The organism is Rossellomorea aquimaris (assembly GCF_000935355.1).
Lineage (GTDB): Bacteria > Bacillota > Bacilli > Bacillales > Bacillaceae_B > Rossellomorea > Rossellomorea aquimaris_B.
In genome coordinates, this window is record NZ_JXZC01000009.1 from 1 (window position 1) to 19,027 (window position 19,027).

At 41.5% G+C, this 19,027-nt stretch carries 20 protein-coding genes, 1 tRNA gene and 2 riboswitches; of the genes, 15 read left to right on the forward strand and 6 right to left on the reverse strand.

Annotation, left to right across the window (positions count from 1 at the left end; genetic code table 11):
- Positions 1-27 precede the first annotated feature (27 nt).
- Positions 28-99, reverse strand: a tRNA-Gln gene (locus TV75_RS17040).
- Between the two features lie 132 nt (positions 100-231).
- Here TV75_RS17040 and comGA point away from each other — a divergent pair.
- The 8 genes from comGA to TV75_RS17085 all read left to right on the forward strand — a co-directional run bounded on the left by comGA (position 232) and on the right by TV75_RS17085 (position 5,006).
- The gene (gene comGA, locus TV75_RS17045) at positions 232-1,305 is read left to right on the forward strand and encodes a competence type IV pilus ATPase ComGA (RefSeq protein ID WP_437176720.1); all 1,074 of its coding nucleotides are present in this window, start codon (positions 232-234) and stop codon (positions 1,303-1,305) included.
- The gene (comGB, locus tag TV75_RS17050; protein ID WP_044340015.1) at positions 1,289-2,311 is read left to right on the forward strand and encodes a competence type IV pilus assembly protein ComGB; all 1,023 of its coding nucleotides are present in this window, start codon (positions 1,289-1,291) and stop codon (positions 2,309-2,311) included. Before comGA ends, comGB begins: the two co-directional genes overlap by 17 nt.
- Before the next feature lie 119 nt (positions 2,312-2,430).
- Positions 2,431-2,736, forward strand: coding sequence for a competence type IV pilus major pilin ComGC (gene comGC, locus TV75_RS17055; RefSeq protein WP_044340016.1), 306 nt, complete (start codon positions 2,431-2,433; stop codon positions 2,734-2,736).
- Positions 2,736-3,176 (forward strand): competence type IV pilus minor pilin ComGD, encoded by a 441-nt coding sequence (comGD, locus tag TV75_RS17060; RefSeq protein WP_044340017.1) that lies wholly within the window; start codon positions 2,736-2,738, stop codon positions 3,174-3,176. Before comGC ends, comGD begins: the two co-directional genes overlap by 1 nt.
- Positions 3,160-3,486 carry a hypothetical protein gene (locus TV75_RS21935; protein ID WP_044340018.1) on the forward strand — a complete coding sequence of 109 codons (327 nt, stop codon included), beginning with the start codon at positions 3,160-3,162 and terminating at the stop codon, positions 3,484-3,486. Before comGD ends, TV75_RS21935 begins: the two co-directional genes overlap by 17 nt.
- Positions 3,413-3,916: a competence type IV pilus minor pilin ComGF gene (comGF, locus tag TV75_RS17070; RefSeq protein ID WP_172655796.1), complete on the forward strand. Its 504-nt coding sequence runs from the start codon at positions 3,413-3,415 to the stop codon at positions 3,914-3,916. The genes TV75_RS21935 and comGF overlap by 74 nt, the downstream gene beginning before the upstream one ends.
- Positions 3,917-4,268: 352 nt before the next feature.
- A complete protein-coding gene (locus TV75_RS17080) occupies positions 4,269-4,778 on the forward strand; it encodes a shikimate kinase (RefSeq protein WP_044340021.1) in 510 nt (169 codons plus the stop codon).
- Positions 4,779-4,826: 48 nt separating this feature from the next.
- The gene (locus TV75_RS17085; RefSeq protein WP_044340022.1) at positions 4,827-5,006 is read left to right on the forward strand and encodes a YqzE family protein; all 180 of its coding nucleotides are present in this window, start codon (positions 4,827-4,829) and stop codon (positions 5,004-5,006) included.
- Between the two features lie 83 nt (positions 5,007-5,089).
- Here the strand turns inward: TV75_RS17085 and TV75_RS17090 are convergent, their stop codons facing one another.
- Both TV75_RS17090 and TV75_RS17095 read right to left on the reverse strand, forming a co-directional pair.
- Positions 5,090-5,881 (reverse strand): YqhG family protein, encoded by a 792-nt coding sequence (locus TV75_RS17090; RefSeq protein ID WP_044340023.1) that lies wholly within the window; start codon positions 5,879-5,881, stop codon positions 5,090-5,092.
- Positions 5,850-7,550 (reverse strand): DEAD/DEAH box helicase, encoded by a 1,701-nt coding sequence (locus TV75_RS17095; protein WP_044340024.1) that lies wholly within the window; start codon positions 7,548-7,550, stop codon positions 5,850-5,852. The genes TV75_RS17090 and TV75_RS17095 overlap by 32 nt, the downstream gene beginning before the upstream one ends.
- A 174-nt stretch (positions 7,551-7,724) precedes the next feature.
- Positions 7,725-7,816: riboswitch (glycine riboswitch) on the forward strand.
- Positions 7,817-7,819: 3 nt separating this feature from the next.
- A riboswitch (glycine riboswitch) is annotated at positions 7,820-7,898 on the forward strand.
- A gap of 97 nt (positions 7,899-7,995) precedes the next feature.
- Between TV75_RS17095 and gcvT the strand changes: the two genes are divergently transcribed.
- The 3 genes from gcvT to gcvPB are packed head-to-tail and all read left to right on the forward strand — an operon-like array spanning position 7,996 to position 11,921.
- Positions 7,996-9,102 carry a glycine cleavage system aminomethyltransferase GcvT gene (gene gcvT / locus TV75_RS17100; RefSeq protein ID WP_044340025.1) on the forward strand — a complete coding sequence of 369 codons (1,107 nt, stop codon included), beginning with the start codon at positions 7,996-7,998 and terminating at the stop codon, positions 9,100-9,102.
- A gap of 16 nt (positions 9,103-9,118) precedes the next feature.
- The gene (gene gcvPA / locus TV75_RS17105; protein WP_044340026.1) at positions 9,119-10,465 is read left to right on the forward strand and encodes an aminomethyl-transferring glycine dehydrogenase subunit GcvPA; all 1,347 of its coding nucleotides are present in this window, start codon (positions 9,119-9,121) and stop codon (positions 10,463-10,465) included.
- Positions 10,458-11,921 (forward strand): aminomethyl-transferring glycine dehydrogenase subunit GcvPB, encoded by a 1,464-nt coding sequence (gcvPB, locus tag TV75_RS17110; protein WP_044340027.1) that lies wholly within the window; start codon positions 10,458-10,460, stop codon positions 11,919-11,921. The genes gcvPA and gcvPB overlap by 8 nt, the downstream gene beginning before the upstream one ends.
- Before the next feature lie 192 nt (positions 11,922-12,113).
- On the opposite strand, the gene TV75_RS21940 is transcribed toward gcvPB, so the two are convergent.
- Positions 12,114-12,338, reverse strand: coding sequence for a hypothetical protein (locus tag TV75_RS21940; RefSeq protein WP_156142505.1), 225 nt, complete (start codon positions 12,336-12,338; stop codon positions 12,114-12,116).
- Between the two features lie 76 nt (positions 12,339-12,414).
- On the reverse strand, positions 12,415-12,798 hold the full coding sequence (locus tag TV75_RS17115) for a rhodanese-like domain-containing protein (RefSeq protein WP_044340028.1): 384 nt from the start codon (positions 12,796-12,798) through the stop codon (positions 12,415-12,417).
- A gap of 212 nt (positions 12,799-13,010) precedes the next feature.
- Here TV75_RS17115 and TV75_RS17120 point away from each other — a divergent pair, with 212 nt between their 5' ends.
- The 3 genes from TV75_RS17120 (at position 13,011) to TV75_RS17130 (ending at position 17,757) form a co-directional block, all read left to right on the forward strand.
- Complete coding sequence (locus TV75_RS17120; RefSeq protein WP_044340029.1) at positions 13,011-13,847, forward strand: lipoate--protein ligase family protein; 837 nt, start codon at positions 13,011-13,013, stop codon at positions 13,845-13,847.
- Between the two features lie 351 nt (positions 13,848-14,198).
- Positions 14,199-16,769: a vitamin B12-dependent ribonucleotide reductase gene (locus tag TV75_RS17125; RefSeq protein ID WP_044340030.1), complete on the forward strand. Its 2,571-nt coding sequence runs from the start codon at positions 14,199-14,201 to the stop codon at positions 16,767-16,769.
- Positions 16,770-16,875: 106 nt separating this feature from the next.
- Entirely contained in the window at positions 16,876-17,757 is an 882-nt protein-coding gene (locus TV75_RS17130; RefSeq protein ID WP_044340031.1) for a patatin-like phospholipase family protein, read from the forward strand.
- Positions 17,758-17,773: 16 nt separating this feature from the next.
- Here TV75_RS17130 and TV75_RS17135 read toward each other — a convergent pair whose 3' ends face one another.
- Positions 17,774-18,136, reverse strand: a complete 363-nt coding sequence (locus TV75_RS17135; protein WP_052504604.1) for an SA1362 family protein — start codon at positions 18,134-18,136, stop codon at positions 17,774-17,776.
- Between the two features lie 283 nt (positions 18,137-18,419).
- Here TV75_RS17135 and TV75_RS17140 point away from each other — a divergent pair, with 283 nt between their 5' ends.
- A complete protein-coding gene (locus TV75_RS17140; protein WP_044340033.1) occupies positions 18,420-18,989 on the forward strand; it encodes a YqhR family membrane protein in 570 nt (189 codons plus the stop codon).
- Positions 18,990-19,027: the final 38 nt, after the last annotated feature.

The following is a 19,027-nucleotide window of genomic DNA, read 5'->3' on the forward strand; positions in this document are numbered from 1 at the left end:
CTGAACGAGCCGCCTCCGCTTTTAGTACTGGGCTAGCTGGATTCGAACCAACGCATGTCGCAGTCAAAGTGCGATGCCTTACCGCTTGGCTATAGCCCATTGAATGTTGTTACAAGATATAGTATGACTAGATTAAAAAGTTCTATGCAAACTTTTTTGAAATAAAAGAAGGATTTTGTAAATTGATGTCGTATATCTTTACTTAGGAAAACAGAAAGGCGGTGCCAATTTATATTTCATTCTGTGGAATCCCTATCGGAAGTAATGATTGGAAAAGCTTTCAGCAGTGAAGCAACAGATGTTCATTTAATACCCAGAACCAAAGATTACTTGATTCAATTCAGGAAGCTGGGAGCATTGGTTCCATTCCAGACCATCGACCCTGATCAGGCAGAACGATTAATTGCCCATTTAAAATTCATGGCCTCCATGGACATTGGCGAAAAACGTAAACCTCAAAGTGGATCCTTCAGCCTTACCGTCCGAAACACACCCCTATCTCTCAGAATTTCTACCTTACCAACGACTCATCTAAAAGAAAGTCTCGTCATTCGAATACTCCCTCAAAAATATCAAATACCAATCGAAAAGATGTCACTCTATCCTGCCTCTGCAAAAAAATTACTTGCCCTCCTGATGTATTCTCATGGTCTCATTTTGTTCACAGGACCGACAGGCAGTGGGAAAACAACGACTTTGTATTCCCTTGTTCACCATTGTTCGGCAGCCTTGAACCGTAATGTGATCACACTGGAAGATCCCGTGGAGAAGATGCAGGAGGATATGGTGCAGATACAAGTGAATGAAAAAGCGGGGATAACATATTCCACCGGCTTGAAAGCGATTTTGCGGCACGACCCGGATATCATAATGGTGGGGGAGATCCGAGATCGGGAAACGGCGGAGATTGCGATAAGGGCGAGCTTAACGGGTCATTTGGTAATTTCTACAATGCATACGAGAGATGCAAAAGGGGCGATCTATCGTTTAATGGAATTAGGAATTGAGTGGCATGACATTGAACAGACACTGCTGGCAGTTTCAGCTCAGAGATTACTAAAGTTAGTATGTGCGGTATGCAAAGGAGAGTGTGGTGGGAAATGCCATCGAGGTAAAAATCTGAACATGGCATCCGTATATGAAATTGTGACTGGAAGTGCTTTGAAGGAGGTGCTGAAAGAGGCGAAAGGTGAAAAAGCACGGCATCAGTATCACACACTCCAAACTCTAATCAATAAGGGGGTGGCACTAGGATTTGTTTCAGAACTTGAATATAGGAAATGGGTTCATGAAGAAAAGCGATGATCAAGGTAAATTTCTTAAGAGACTTGGAGACCTCCTCCAAAAAGGGTATAGTTTTTCAGAGGCCATCGAATTTCTCCTGCTCCCTAAAGAAAAGAATACGATCAAATTAAAAAAGAGAATGATGGGATCATTACAAAAAGGAGAGTCCATCTCCTCGGTCATCCACAAACAGCTAAACATACCGAGTCACGTGAGTGCACAGATTTATTTTGCCGAGCATCACGGTCAAATGGGCCCCACTCTATCAGAAGCAGGAAACTACCTTATAAAAAGAAGGAAAAACCAGCAGAAAATACAACAGATCATTCAGTATCCATTAATGCTCGTAATCGTAGCGATCTTAATGATGGTCTTACTTCGAAAGGTGCTATTTCCAAGATTTCAATCTTTGTATACTTCTATAGGATATGAACCTTCAGCAAATCTAAAGTACCTCTTGCACTTCATCGAAAGCTTCCCAGTGATTTTTAGTTCATTTTTATTATCGCTCATTTTCTCAACCATATTATTCTTCCTGTTCAAAAAAAGAATTTCTCCTATTAAAATCTCAATCACCCTGTGCAAAATCCCCTATCTGTCAAAATATTTAATGCTCGGTCACTCACACTTTTTTGCAAGAGAATTAAGTTTTCTTCTCACAAGTGGAGTATCCATCACTGAGTCCTTGCTCATCATTGAAAGTCAATCCTTCCGACCGACATTACAATACGTTTCAATGAAATTGATTAAAGGATTAAAAGAAGGGAAGCCATTTCATGAATGCTTCACATCCCTCCCTTTTTTTCAAAAAGAGCTATCCATCGTTGTCCACCACGGGCAATCAAACGGAAGATTAGCAGAAGAGCTGCAACTTTATAGCGAGATTTGTTTTCAGGAATTAGAGGAGAATACCAATTCATTGCTTAAATATATTCAGCCGATGATTTTTACTTTTGTAGGTTTATTCATCATGGCGATCTACTTCTCCATTATGATGCCGCTATTTCAGATGATGCAGGGGATCTAGAAAATTCATAGAAAAGGCCAATACCTGCAATGCCTGGGCTCAACAGCAAATTAAATGCAAATGAATTATTCACCACAGTCACACCGGTAACACATAACCAAAACCAAAGGAGGAACACAATGCTTAAGAATGAAAAAGGCTTCACCCTAATCGAGATGATGATTGTATTGTTAGTCATATCTGTTTTGCTTTTCATTACGATTCCCAACGTCACCAACCAAAGCAGTTCGATTAACTCCAAAGGCTGCGAGGCATTTGTTCACATGGTGGAAGGACAGGTTGAAGCCTACAAAATGGATGGAAAATCGCTACCGGTCACCATAGATATGCTTGTTGCAGATGGATATTTAAATGAAGATTATAAAGCCTGCCCCGACGGTAGTGCCATCACCATTGATGCTGAAGGGAAGGTGACCTCTAATTAATGAACAATATAAAGGGGGAAGCGGGTTATACCCTCATTGAGATGCTTGTCATCTTATTGGTTTTCACGACCCTTCTATCATGGGTCAGCTTTTCCGTCCTTCCCATGAAAGAACATAATGAAAAGGACCTTTTTATTTCCCGGCTCCAATCAGACCTCTATCAAATTCAAAGCTACAGCATCAGTAATCAAACTCCCATCACTTTAACCTTTTACCCTACCTCGAATAAATACGTTGCGAAAACACTTTCAAGGCAGACGATCGTCTCGAGAGAGCTTTCATCTTCCATCCACATATCATCAAACAGCTTGGAAGACATCACATTCTTTCCGGATGGGAATACAAACCGGTTCGGAAAGGTGAATTTTAAGATGGGCGATAGGATATTACAACTCATGTTTCAAATTGGACAAGGGAGATTTTATGTACAAGAATACTAAGGGATTTTCACTGCCTGAAACCCTAATTGCTTTCAGTTGTGTACTTATGATTGCCAGCATTTTCATCCCGTTTCTCATCCACTATGCTTCTCAACTAAAGCGACTACAATATGAAGTAGAGGCTTTGAAATTTCTTGAAGAAGGGGTGGAGAAGGCAATCGTCAGTGACGTGTACGTGAATCATTCAAAAATGTATAGAGGGGTCAGGTATGACCTTAATTGGAAAGAGGGAGGCAATGAAGAAGTGTGTGTTCAATATCATGAAAGAGGTACCGGACTCAATGAAGTGTGTATCTCAAAGGGTGAATAACAAAGGATATACATTAATCGATTCACTGTTAACCTTTACAGTATTTTGCATGATTTCACTATGCATTCCACTCATCATGAAGGGTTTCTCTACGATTAAGAATGATATGGTCCCTCCACATTATTATGAATGGAATCTCTTCAATGAAAGCTTGAAGGATGAGTTATGGAGAGGCGAAGGTGTAGTGGTCACGCCAGATAAGATCTTTTTTATAGTGAGTGGTCAAGCCATTTCGTATGAAAAGTATAATCAATCTATTCGAAGGAGGGTAAATAATCGAGGACATGAAGTCGTTCTACAGGCAGTGGATTCATTTAGCTTTGCTTCCATTATCCAGGGAGTGCATATGGAGTTGGAGTTTGTGGGTGGAGAAAAAGTGGAGGGGGAATTCTTTTATTTTTCAACCGGACAAGGAGGAGAAATACCTTAACAATAAAGGATTTATCTTGCCCTATACGTTAGTGCTTCTTATGATGGTTTTATCAATAGGTTTTGCTGCAAAGGATCTTTTTATAAGTAAGTATCTATACTTAACAAACATGAAAAACATATATGAAAGAAACGTAAGTGTGTCCCATGCGATATTGCTGGAGAGGGAGAGTGGGTTGGTTACTTCCAAACAGTTGATAGGTAATTATGGTGAAATCCTGACCCAGAGCGAGATGTTAAACCCGTATGAAATGCAATTGAAGGTGACATTCCAACGCGATGAGAAGGTTTTTCTTCCAACGACGGTTGTGTATAATAGGGAAACAAAACACATTATAAGTTGGGAGTAGAATATGAGACCGATTTTCTTTATTGGATTTATGGGAGTGGGGAAAACAACGATTGGTAAACGTCTTGGGGAGGTATTGGGTCTTCCGGTCATTGATATGGACAGTTACATTGAGAATAAAGAGAAAAAGCCTATTAAAGAGATCTTCAATCAGCATGGAGAAGAATATTTCAGGGATCTTGAAAGCGATGTGCTCCTTGAGTTAGCCAACGAACAAGCGATAATCACAACGGGTGGCGGTGTGGTTGAAAGAGAAAAGAACAGGGAGATCTTACGTCAACAGGAATTGGTGTTCCACCTGTCTTGTCCTTTTGATGCATTATGGTCCCGATTAAAAGGGGACGAAAATCGTCCTCTCGTACAAAATAACTCCAGGGAACGTTTATCAAGTTTATTCAATCGCCGCTTACCATTGTATGATAGTGGAAGTTCCAAAACGATTCATACAGGCAATAAAACCGTAGAAGAGGTTATTCAAGAAATCCTGCCTCATCTAGGGTTGGAAGCTGAATAAATCACTTATTAGCCGGGCATACTGATAAAAGTGGGAGGTGGTGCTTTTATGTCAGTGAATGATTATGTTAAATTCATAACACAAACATTTGTCCAACATTATGAAAAATCACCTCATGAACGTAAAAGTATAAAGAAGCAACGGAAGAATGAACGAGAACCATTCCTATTTCGCTGGTTCGGGATCATCCCATATGCTTTCATGATCATGTTTAAGAAAAATAAATAGTGTGTATAAGGCTACCGTATTGGTAGTCTTTTTGTATGGAGTTAAACGGAGTAAGCATCTGAAGGACTTACTCCGTTTAACGATTAATTGTTGTTCTGTAAGTAAAAAATCCCGCCATTGATAATATCAATGGCAATCTTAGGTTCATACTGCTCTTTTAATGCTTGTTGCTCCAAGAAATACGATTCGGGCTTTTCCTCTTGATCTCCATAAAAGTGATTCAATAATTGTAGATCTTCCTCCCACGTCTTACGTGCCTGCTCAGCCCATTCAACGGGCTCTTTTTTGATTTCTTCATACAGAAACGTCTGTATTCGGTTCACCCCACTTTTGGGTTTAATGATCGGTGTGAGTGTGAAAGAGAAATCAGGAATCTTAGGTGTCAAGTTTCTGGACATCAATGACGAATGAAAGTTTTCTTGAATGATTCCATTGATCAGGTTTAGTCCGATGCTTCGGATGCTGTCTTTTTTACGGTTGGATTGATACGATATTTTGATGTTCAGCCCGAGCCATGGATGAAGCGGGGTTTGTTGACCACTTGGTGTATGCCGGTTTTCATATAAACGTATATACCCTGCCAAATTTCGTGTTGAATGAAAGATTTGGTGTAACCGCGGGGAACCGAAGTGAATGGGTTCTCCTTTTAAGTCTTCAGGTGCTTTATCTGGATTCGTTATTAGGGATAAAGACATCGGGTTAGGGACACCTCCCGTTTTCTCAAGGTAGTGCCAGTAGAAAGGGCGGTTCATCAGCTCCTTATCCAATTCTATCGTGAGCTGGACGGTCATGTGACCATCTCCGTTCGCAACCAGGTCACACCCATTAGCCACGAAGTATCTCTCAAGAAATCGATGAATTTCGTGCTGCTGCATTTGATTTCTCCTCCTTCAATTGTTCAGCAAATTGAATCATACTCGTTAAATTCTCCATTTTAATCTTCATTTCTCCTTCTGACCGGGACGAAGAGAGAATATCGGTTACATGTTCTTCGAAGTCGCGGAAATCCAGGCGGGTCAGAATTTCGTCCAATTGCCCTATAACTCGTTCAAAGAGATTAATTTTTTCATAAAGAAGTTTTAAAATATGTTCTTCTACAGTGTTTTTAGTCGCGAAATTGTAGATGTGAACATCCTCTGTTTGTCCCAGCCGGTGTACACGACCGATTCGCTGTTCTAATCTCATAGGATTCCAAGGCAGGTCAAAGTTGATTACGTGATGACAGAATTGAAGGTTTATTCCTTCTCCGCCGGCTTCCGTTGCAATCAACACCTGGGCATGCTTCTGGAAGAGTTCACGCATCCAATCCTTTTTCCCCCGCTTGAATCCACCTCGAAATGGTACAGAGCTTATTCCATGCTGTTTTAAGAACCATTGCAGATAGAGCTGTGTCGCCCGGTACTCTGTGAAAATAATCACTTTATCATTGATCGATTGGACGATTTCCAGTGCTTTCTGGGCCTTGGAGTTCATTGTCACGTTTTCTACTTTTTTCATAAGTGTGCCAATTGTATTTTCAAAAGCTGCTGTCGGGTTTTCCTTCTTTTCCAGCATGTTTTTAAGAGTATAAAATACAGCTTCACGAGAACTGCATGCTTCCCTTTGAAGAGTTAACAGAGAGAAGGAGCTTGAATTAGCCCACTCATCATAGTCACCCTTAAGCAAATTGATGCTGTTATATAAATCTCTTTCAGCTTCATTAAAATCAATTAAAACTGTCTTGACATGACGTTTCGTCCATTCAATACCCGTATCACTCCGCCTATTACGAATCATCACCTTGTTAATGAGGCTCTTTAAATGTTCATCCTCTTGAAGAGTACGATCCCCCTTTTTGTATCTGTCAGAAAATCCGGACTCATTTCCAAGATGTCCCGGCTTAAGGAGAGAAACAAGATGAAAAATCTCCTCGACACGATTTTGAATCGGTGTGGCTGTCAGCAATAAGCAGAATTTCTTCTTTAAGTTTTGGACAAATTCATAGTTTTTTGTTTTATGATTTTTTAGTTTATGAGCTTCATCTATAATCACTAAGTCATAGTCCTGTTCATACACCTTTTCCCGATGAGGGCTCCTCTTGGCCGTATCCATGGATGAGACGACAATATCGCACTGATCCCATACGTAACTTTTTCGTTGGGGAACAGCCGGTATGAAAAACTTACTGTTTAATTCATAGGCCCATTGAGAGACCAGGGAGGCGGGAACCAATATTAATACTTTCTTCACTAATCCCCTAATCATGTATTCTTTCAATATCAACCCGGCTTCGATGGTTTTACCTAACCCGACCTCATCTGCAAGGATCGCTTTCCCGTTCATTGTTTCGACAACCTGCTTTGCTGCTTCAAGCTGATGGGGGAGCGGAGTGACATTTGCCAAATGTTTTGGCGCCTGAAGGCCTTCAAAGTTCGGAATTGCAAGATGATGTTCAAATTCGATTGCAAGCTTATAAAGCTCCCAATTCCCCCATGGGCCATCGTTATCAATTAAATTCTCGAGACCCTCGCCCCATTCTTCATCAAATAAAACCTCAACATTCATCTGAAAAACATCTCCTTAATTCTAATAAAAATGATTGCTCAATCCTCGTATTTAATGGTAGGATGAAAATAGATTTTCTAATGTTTAAAAAACTCGAAAATCCGAACATTCACATTTACAACATTTCTTCTGTATATTTCTAGTATGACCAAATGTTTCAAGGAATATTGGCGAATGATAACAAGGGGAGAGACTGTGCATACAGCGCCGAAGGAGCAAGCACGTTTAAGTGTGAATCTCTCAGGCAAAAAGACTCTTGTTGGACGCAGCTCTGGAGAGTGTTTCCGTACAGGAAACCACCAAAGGGGAAAGCCGTTCTTCGGTAAACTTTCAGGTGCAAGGACAGAGAAAACTTCTTTATGAAAAGGGGTTTTTCTGTCCTTTTTTCATGGGATAAAACGTGGTTAAGAATTATGCATGTAAGGAAGATAAAGGGGGAAAAGTCATGTCAGAGTTAAAACAAACACCTTTATACGAAGTGTACAAAGAGTATGGAGGAAAGACCATCGACTTCGGTGGCTGGGCTTTACCAGTGCAATTCTCAAGCATTAAAGAAGAACACGAAGCGGTACGATCCCGGGCTGGACTATTCGACGTTTCTCATATGGGAGAAATTGAAGTGAAGGGTGAAGGGGCTCTTGACTACTTACAAAGAATGATGACAAACGATGTCTCCAAAGTAAAAGACGGAGGGGCTCAGTATACGGCTATGTGCTACGAAAACGGTGGGACGGTCGATGACTTATTAGTTTATAAAATAAAAGATAATGATTATTTGCTCGTCGTCAATGCAGCAAATATAGATAAAGATTTTCAGTGGCTTAAAGAACATGAAGTCGATGGAGTTGAAATTAACAATATTTCTGAACATATGGCGCAATTAGCACTCCAAGGTCCACTTGCCGAACAGGTTTTACAAATACTTACAAACGAACATTCACTCAGCGATATCGGATTTTTCAAATTCCAAACCGAAGTGAATATAGCTGGTAAGCATGCACTTGTTTCACGTACCGGTTACACAGGGGAAGACGGATTTGAAATTTACTGTGATGCAGGTGATGCGGCTGCAATCTGGAAAGCCATCCTGGATGCAGGAAAGGAACATGGGGTACTCCCATGCGGACTGGGTGCACGTGATACATTGCGTTTTGAAGCGAATCTTGCCCTTTACGGACAAGAATTATCTCAATCGATCACACCGATCGAAGCGGGAATCGGATTCGCCGTAAAGGTGAATAAAGAGGTTCCATTTATTGGTCAGGAAGTGCTGAAACAGCAAAAGGAAGAAGGGGCTTCAAGAAAAATCGTCGGGATCGAAATGATCGATCGCGGAATTCCCCGTCATGGCTACAAAGTGTATTCCGGTGAAGAAGAGATAGGGGAAGTCACAACCGGTACGCAATCGCCGACATTAAAGAAAAACGTAGGATTAGCATTACTAAAAAAAGAGTTTACCTCTTTAGAAACAGAAGTACTGGTTGAAATCAGAGGGAAAAAGTTGAAAGCCAAAGTAGTAGCGACACCTTTTTATAAAAGACCAAAGAAATAGGGGAGGAATGACGGTCATGAAGCATCGTTATTTACCGATGACAGAGCAGGATCAAAGGGAAATGTTAGACAGCATAGGAGTAAACAGCATTAACGATCTATTTGAAGATATCCCTGAAAAGGTTCGTTTCAAAGGGGATTATAAGATCAAAGAAGCGAAGTCTGAAACGGAATTGGTAAAAGAACTGACCAAAATGGCAGCGAAGAACGCTGACTTGAAAAGTCATACATCCTTTTTAGGGGCAGGAGTATATGACCACTATATGCCGATCATCGTTGATCATGTATTATCACGTTCTGAGTTCTATACAGCCTATACTCCGTACCAGCCGGAAATATCTCAAGGTGAACTTCAAGCTATTTTTGAATTTCAAACGATGATTTGTGAGCTGACTGGCATGGATGTAGCCAATTCTTCCATGTACGATGGAGGAACGGCATTGGCAGAAGCAGCTATGCTTAGCGCAGGTCAGACCCGTCGTAAAAAGGTATTGGTTTCAAGTACCGTACATCCGGAATCACGTGATGTTTTAAGATCTTATGCAAAAGGTCAATATATCGAAGTGGTGGAAATCCCCCACAATAATGGTGTAACGGACGTGGAAGAACTCAAGAAATTAATGAGTAATGAAATTGCAGCGGTAATCGTCCAATATCCTAACTTCTTCGGCCGGGTGGAAGAACTAAAAGCGATCGAAGAAGTGACTCATGCTGAAAAAGCGATGTTCGTGGTATCCTCAAATCCGCTTGCATTAGGAGCACTTACACCTCCCGGAAAATTAGGTGCAGATATCGTCATTGGTGATGCACAGCCATTTGGCATTCCAAGTGCCTTTGGTGGACCTCACTGTGGATACTTCGCCGTGAACAAGAAGCTTATGCGTAAAGTACCGGGCCGTCTTGTTGGTCAAACGGTTGATGAAGATGGAATCAGAGGGTTTGTTCTCACTCTTCAAGCGCGTGAGCAGCATATCCGTCGTGATAAAGCCACGTCGAATATTTGTTCAAACCAGGCATTAAATGCACTCGCAGCATCTGTTGCCATGACGGCACTTGGAAAACAGGGTGTCAAAGAGATGGCACTTCAAAATATCCAAAAAGCACATTATGCAAAAGAAGCCTTTAAAGCAAAAGGGTTCTCCATTGCATTTGAAGGACCAACATTCAATGAGTTTGTCGTAAAGGTAAATATGCCGGTCAAAGAAATCAATCAGAAGCTTTTAGGAAAAGAAATGATTGGCGGATATGACCTTGGATTAGTGGATGACAGCTTGGCACAGCACATGCTGGTGGCTGTTACTGAACTTCGCAGCAAAGAAGAAATCGACGCATTTGTAGCAGAATTGGGGGATTGTCGTGAATAAGAAAGATCAACCTCTTATTTTTGAATTATCTAAAGAAGGCCGTGTCGGCTATAGCTTACCTGAATTAGATGTACCACAGGTGGAATTATCGGATCTCATTCCATCGGATTATATCCGTTCGGAAGAACCAGAGCTTCCAGAGGTATCTGAACTGGATATCATGCGTCATTATACAGCATTATCAAAACGTAATCATGGTGTGGATTCAGGTTTTTATCCGTTAGGGTCTTGTACGATGAAGTACAATCCAAAGGTGAATGAAAACGTTGCACGACTGAATGGATTTGCCCATATCAATCCACTACAAGAAGCAGGAAGTGTCCAAGGCGCCCTTGAACTGATGTATGACCTTCAAGAGCATTTAAAAGAGATTACAGGGATGGATGAGGTGACCCTGCAGCCTGCAGCCGGAGCTCATGGAGAATGGACGGGTCTGATGATGATCCGTGCTTACCATGAAGCAAATGGTGACTCTCACCGTACAAAGGTCATCGTACCGGATTCAGCTCATGGAACGAACCCGGCGAGTGCTACTGTAGCAGGTTTCGAAACCATAACGGTTAAATCGAATGAAAATGGCTTAGTGGATTTAGAGGATCTTAAGCGTGTGGTGGGAGAGGATACAGCGGCACTTATGTTGACAAATCCGAACACCCTCGGCTTATTCGAAGAGAACATTCTGGAAATGGCTGCGATCATTCATGAAGCGGGAGGAAAGCTGTATTATGATGGTGCCAATCTAAATGCTGTATTATCAAAAGCCAGACCGGGGGATATGGGATTTGATGTCGTGCATTTAAATCTTCATAAAACGTTTACCGGTCCTCACGGAGGCGGAGGCCCAGGAAGTGGCCCAGTCGGTGTGAAGGAAGATTTGATTAAATACCTTCCAAAACCGGTCCTTGTGAAAAATGGCGATACATTCGAATTCGATTACAACAGACCTGACTCCATTGGTCGTGTGAAACCTTACTATGGAAACTTTGGAATCAACGTTCGTGCGTATACGTACATCAGAACGATGGGTCCGGACGGGTTGAGAGCTGTGACGGAGAACGCCGTTCTGAATGCAAATTACATGATGCGTCGACTGGCACCTCACTTTGACCTTCCGTATGATCGTCATTGTAAGCATGAATTTGTCATCAGTGGAAAACGCCAGAAAAAGCTTGGTGTCCGTACATTGGATATTGCGAAGCGACTCCTTGATTTCGGATATCATCCACCAACGATTTATTTCCCATTAAATGTGGAAGAATGCATGATGATAGAGCCAACTGAAACAGAATCAAAAGAAACCCTTGATTCCTTTATTGATGCAATGATCCAAATTGCTAAAGAAGCAGAAAAAACACCGGAAATCGTCCAAGAAGCACCTCATACGACCATCGTCAAACGTATGGACGAAACACTTGCAGCAAGAAAACCAGTACTTCGTTATTCAAAAGAAAGCTAATAATAGGTAACAACGAAAATCCCTGCAGCGATTCGCTGCGGGGATTTTTTGAGGGACGGACCTTCATTTTCAGAAATTGGGCTGAAGGTGATGGGCGTGTTATCTCCTGTAATTCAAGTGAAAAAGACGTGGTTTGGCCGTTTATAGGGACTATTAGCATAGTAAGACAAGTAATTAAGCAGATGTGGTGGATCACTCAGCAAAATAGGCACGGAATTTGGTCGTGGTGGTCGATAATCCAGCCAAAGTGAAAGGGAATCCAGCCGGTTTGTTCGATAATCCGGCCGAAATGAACAGGAATCCAGCTGTTTTGGTCGAGAATCCAGCCAAAATGAATAGGAATCCAGCCGTTTTCATCAAAAATCCAGCTGAATTACAAATAATCCCATTTAATGATGGGACTATGCATACTACCACTAGAACCACCAGCGCAATCCATCCGACTAATCCCACCGATCAAAAAAAGGATCGCCCAAAAGGCAATCCTTTCACATTATTTTTTATGTTTTACTTTACCTGTCCACTTTTTAAAGCCGCCCTGCAATTGGTGAAGATCTCGGTACCCTTTGCGGTGAAGCATTTGAGCTGCTCGTCCGCTGCGGAGTCCGCTTTGGCAATAAAGGTAAACGGGTTGATCGGCACGGATTTCCTTTTGTCTCATCTTAATTTGAGAGAGAGGGATATTTCGTGCGCCGAGTACGTGACCGTTTTCAAATTCATTCGCTTCACGAACATCTATCAATTGAGCTTTACGATATCCTGCTCGAAATTCTTCTTCAGTCAATGTATTTACAATTCTCTTTTGATAGAAGAACGTAAAGAGTGAATAAACAATGATTCCACCAAGTACGACTAAAAGAATATATAATCCTTCCATCATTCATGCTCCTTTCTACAAATGCGCTATCTTCTATTATATTCATGAAAGCCCCGAGAATCAAAACAAATTTATTATTTTATAGCAAACACTTTCCAATCTGTTTTTCTTTGTTTTTTCGATTGGATTTGATAGACTAGTAACGGACTTAATTGAAGGTGAATGATTACATAACAAAATATCAAAGAGAAGACGTAAATGAGGTGTGATGCATGAAAAAAGAAACATGGAGATTCATTGACTCAGGGAATTGCTCCCCTTCTTATAATATGGCCCTTGATGAAGCGCTACTGGATTGGCATAGCGCGGGGAAAATTCCTCCGACGATTCGTTTTTATGGATGGAATCCTGCGACACTATCGATTGGCTATTTCCAAAAGGTAGAAAAGGAAATCAATCTTCAGGCAGTCAAGGAGCACGGACTGGGGTTCGTCAGAAGGCCGACCGGAGGCAGAGGGGTTCTGCATGAACATGAATTGACATACAGCGTCATTGTTTCAGAAGATCACCCTGAAATGCCTAAAACCGTAACGGAAGCGTATCGTGTCATCTCGGAAGGAATTCTGAAGGGATTTCAGGGCCTTGGTCTTGAAGCCTACTTTGCTGTTCCGAAAACAGCAGAGGAGCGGGAAGGATTAAAAAATCCACGTTCAGCTGTTTGTTTTGATGCACCAAGCTGGTATGAACTGGTGGTAGAAGGCCGAAAAGTGGCAGGCAGCGCCCAGACGCGTCAAAAGGGTGTCATCCTTCAACACGGTTCTATCCTCCTGGATCTCGACGAAGACAAATTGTTCAGCCTGTTTAATTATCCATCTGACAGGGTAAAAGAGCGTATGCAACGGGCATTTAAAAGTAAAGCCGTTGCGATGAACGAAATCAGTTCTGAAACGGTTACCATGGATATGGCGAAGGAAGCGTTCAAAAAAGGTTTTGAAGAAGGATTGAATATCCACCTGGAACCATATGAACTTTCCGCAGAGGAAACACAATATGTTGTGGACCTTGCCAGGACCCGGTACGAAACAGATGACTGGAATTTTAAACGATAAAAATTTTTTTGTAGAAAAAAAGCGATGCTTGTCGCTTTTTTCCTATTTTACCAACTATTACGTCACTTGGATTTATATCAAGTTCTAAATTAATAGAAATGGTCGGAGTATTATATGATTTTCTATTATTTCCTCCTGTTTTCTATTTTTATTGGCTTATTATCCGTTTGACAAACAAATGACCTATTGACCTGAAACACAATATATGGTGTGTCGAATAATTTTTTAGACACTATATGTTGTGTTTATTTATTGCTTTTCGAAGAGAGCTATGATATCGTATTATTTGATATTAAACATCATAGTAAATAACAAACAAATGAAAGATTTGAGATAGAAGGAGTTGTCTTTATGACTGTTGCGTCGAAAAACACAATGAAATTAAACATCGAAAGATTAAATCAGGATATCGGATTATTTCCTCAAGTACATCCCATTACACCGGATATGAATACTACACACAAAGGTGTATCCCGTCTTGTCATGATTGATCGTTATTCTTTCAAAGACACGGAAAAGATCACTCTTTCCGAGGGAGACTTTGTCGTCCTCACCATCAAAGAAGATCCTAAATTCCCTGCAAGAGGATTAGGTTACATTTCGAGCATCGACTGGGAAACGAAGAAAGCAGATGTTTGGATCGAAGAAGAGTACAGAAGTGCCATCGACAAGCCGGAAGAAATGGAAACCGGTATCGTTTCAAGAACACTTGATGTAATCGAAAAGCCTCTGGAAGTCTACTACGAACAAATTGCGAAGCGTAACGCAACAGGCTTGGCAGAAGTGGAAGAAACTCCTGAAAAGAGACAAGTTTGGTTTGAAAAGTTCTATCATGAATTGGTGAACCTGCATTTTGTTCCAGCTGGCCGGGTGCTTTACGGAGCGGGTGCCGGAACGGACGTAACATACTTTAACTGTTATGTGATGCCTTTTGTACAGGATTCACGTGAAGGGATTTCGGAACATCGCAAGCAGGTGATGGAGATCATGAGCCGGGGCGGGGGTGTCGGAACGAACGGATCGACGCTTCGTCCGCGCAATACCCTTGCAAAAGGCGTGAACGGTAAATCCTCAGGTTCCGTTTCATGGCTGGATGACATCGCCAAATTGACTCATTTGGTTGAGCAGGGCGGATCAAGACGTGGGGCACAAATGATCATGCTTTCAGATTGGCATCCCGATATTATCGAATTCATCATTTCTAAAATGCAAAACCCGCGTATTCTGCGTTATCTTCTCGAAAATACAGAAGATGAAACGATTAAAAAGGCGGCTCAGGATAAGCTGAAATTCACACCTCTGACAGAACAAGAGGAAGCGATGTATCAAGGAATCCTTAATTATAGACAAATCCCTGGCTACGGGGGATTTGATGCGAGGATCCTTAAGAATGCAGAAGAAAAGCTGCGTACAGGCGGAACTTACAGTGTCCATAATTCAGAATTCTTGACGGGTGCCAATATCTCGGTTTGCCTGACAAGCGACTTTATGGAAGCTGTGGAAAACGATCGTGAGTATGAACTCCGTTTCCCGGATGTTGAAAGTTATAATGAAGAGCAAATGAAATATTACAATGAAGAATGGCACAATGTGGGTGACGTCCGAGAATGGGAAAAGCTTGGATACAAAGTACGTACTTACCGTAAGATCAAAGCGAAAGAGCTTTGGAATCTTATCAATGTTTGTGCAACGTATTCAGCTGAACCTGGAATCTTCTTTATAGATAACGCGAATGATATGACGAATGCGAAGGCATATGGTCAAAAGGTAGTTGCTACGAATCCATGTGGTGAACAGCCTCTTGCTCCATATTCAGTCTGCAACCTGGCAGCTGTCAACCTTGCTCAGTTTGCCAATAAAGAGACGAAAACCGTTGATTTCGAAAAATTGAAGCGTACCGTTGAAGTGGGTGTGCGCATGCAGGACAATGTCATCGATGCGACTCCATACTTCCTTGAAGAAAATAAAAAGCAGGCCCTTGGTGAGCGCCGTGTCGGCCTTGGTGTAATGGGTCTTGCAGACTTATTGATCTACTGTGAAAAAGAATACGGTTCTGAAGAAGGCAACAGACTTGTAGATGAAGTATTTGAAGTCATCGCAACAACCGCTTATCGTGCATCCGTTGAATTATCCAAGGAAAAAGGGAGCTTTCCATTCCTTACTGGGGGTACGGACGAAGAAACGAAAGCTTTGCGAAAAGCGTTCGTGGAAACAGGTTTCATGAAGAAAATGCCTGAGGATGTACGGAATGACATTCAACAGTACGGGATTCGAAACTCCCATCTATTGACCGTTGCCCCAACAGGTTCAACAGGTACGATGGTTGGAGTATCTACTGGTCTTGAACCATACTTCTCATTCACATATTACAGAAGCGGACGTCTTGGTAAGTTCATTGAAGTGAAAGCAGATATTGTAGAGGATTACTTGAAGCGAAATCCGGATGCAGATGCTGACAATCTTCCGGAATGGTTTGTTTCTTCCATGAGCCTGGCACCACAAGCACATGCCGATGTCCAATGTGTGATTCAGAATTGGATCGACAGCTCCATTTCGAAAACAGTCAATGCTCCTCGAGGTTATACGGTCGAGCAAGTAGAAAAAGTGTATGAGCGACTTTATAAAGGTGGAGCAAAAGGTGGTACGGTGTACGTTGACGGAAGCCGTGATTCACAAGTCCTTACCCTCAAAGCAGAAGAAAACAGCTTTGATGACGAGGTTGAACAGGAACAAAAGGACATTCCTACATCGAAAAAGCCGATCGTATTACTCGATACGATTCAAGATGTGCGTTCAACTGACGTCACTATTGGTTCTGAAGTCGGGAATACGTGTCCGGTCTGCCGTAAAGGTACGGTGAAAGATATGGGCGGCTGCAATACTTGTACCAACTGCGGTGCCCAACTGAAGTGCGGATTATAATAAATGAAGATAGGCGGGGACTGGTTCCCCTCCTATTTTTTTTAGTCTAAAATCCTTCCTTGTGAATTAAAGATGTAGTAAGAGACACAAAGAAGGAGTGGAGCCTGTGGACATCGATGGCGTTTTTTCAGGTGGGGGCATCAAGGGGCTCGCCTTGATTGGGGCATATCAAGCATTGGAGGAGAAGGGCTACAGATTTAAGAGGCTCGCAGGAACGAGTGCGGGAGCAGTGATTGCAGCATTTATTGCTGCAGGTTATTCGAGCAGGGAGCTCTTAAAAATCATGGATGATTTAGATTTTAATAAATTGCTGGACTCAAACGCGATCATCTCTCTACCTATCATAAAATGGTTCCGGGTTTACTATCGTTTAGGTTTATATAAAGGAGTGGCCCTCGAGAGCTGGGTGGAAGAGAAGCTTAAAGCAAGGGGGATTTATACATTTGCCGACTTACCACCCCATTCACTAAGGGTCATCGCTTCGGACTTATCGAATGGCAGGTTATTAGTTCTTCCAGATGATCTCGAGAAGTACGGCATACCGAAAGAAACCTTCCCGGTGGCCAGGGCGATACGTATGAGTGCAAGCCTTCCATTCTTCTTCGAACCTGTAAAGCTGCGATCTTTAGAAGGAATAAGCTTCATGGTGGATGGTGGAGTGCTGAGTAATTTTCCTATGTGGCTGTTCGATCGGGAAAATGTGAAAAAAGTGAGGCCAGTCATCGGGGTTAAGTTGAGTCACGATCTAGTGGGGAAGCCCAAAAAACAAATCAAAAATGCAATCGATATGTATGAAGCCCTCTTTACGACGATGAAAGATGCACATGATTCCAGATACATTTCCAGAAAACTTGAAAAAAACATCATCTTTATTCCTACGGAAGGAGTTCTTACAACGGAATTCGAGTTAACCCCGGAAAGGAAAACAGAACTAATCCAGTACGGAAAAACAAAAGCTGAAGCTTTTCTGCAAAAATGGACGTATTAATAAAACAATCGAGCTCCTAAAATGAGGCTCGATTGTTTTTCTTATTCTTTTTTCCCTCAATAACAGTCAGATTGGCATTGGATTTCTTTCGTATCGAACGTTTCTTTTGGACGTTTGATACTTGAGGCCTACTTGAAGACTTCCTCTTATGACGCTTCTTCGATTGTTTGGCTGCTTTAAGAAACGCTCTCTGTTCATTACTATTACCAGCCCGCCTTCCGCTGAACCATCTTCGGTAAATAAAGTAGATAATTCCAATCACAGCTGCTGTAACAAGTAATTGTTTTACTAGCCCCAAAGGATTTCCGAATAGGGAAGTAAAGAGCCCAACAATAGCTAACAATATTAATGTGAACACAAAGATATTACGAGCGTTCAACAAAGCCACCTCCTTACAATACAATCCATTATACATATCTATACTATTATTCTAGACAAATTCCTTGTTATTTAACCATATTAGTTATCGATTTTCTGTAAATATGGCTGAAGTTATTTTTCTGAAACTTGGAAAGATATTCTCTATTTTACTAAAAAATGAATCAAAGGACTAGAGATAGGATTTAACATCCATATTTCCCTCATCACCTATAGATGAAAAATAAGTAAAACCATGCAAATGTTTAAATCAATGGGACATACTACGAATGGAGGTGTTACAGATGGCGGAACAAAAGGGACAACATGAAAAGATACAGGATGGAACAGTAGAAAGCAAGGAAAATCCACGTTTAGAGCAGAATCAGGGTGAAAAACCACTATCGTTCATGGCGATGGTTGTAGTTACGGGCTTTATTGGCGGGATGTTATGGAGTTCAATTTCTTACCTTTGTTACTTTTTTTCCTTTACGAAAATCGAGCCAAATATCATTTTTGAGCCGTGGGCGGTTGGTGACTGGGTGGACAAATGGATTGGGATCGTCCTTTCCATTGTGGCGTACGGAGTGATTTCTATAGGTGTGGCCCTCATTTATTATGGTTTATTACGGAAATTCAAGTCTATGTGGGTAGGGGCCGCCTACGGTGTAGGGTTATATTTAGCTTTCTTTTTACTGCTCAATCCACTCTTTCCGAGCATTCAATCCTTTACATCCATTGATTATCACACCCTGATCACAACCTTATGCTTGTATATTTTGTATGGTGTATTTATTGGCTACTCCATTTCTTATGAAGAAAATGAATTGAGACATCAAGATCAGAAAGAAAAATCAGGGGAAGTTTCACATTGATAAATCCTCATTATCAGACAATTATGTAGGTATAGGTA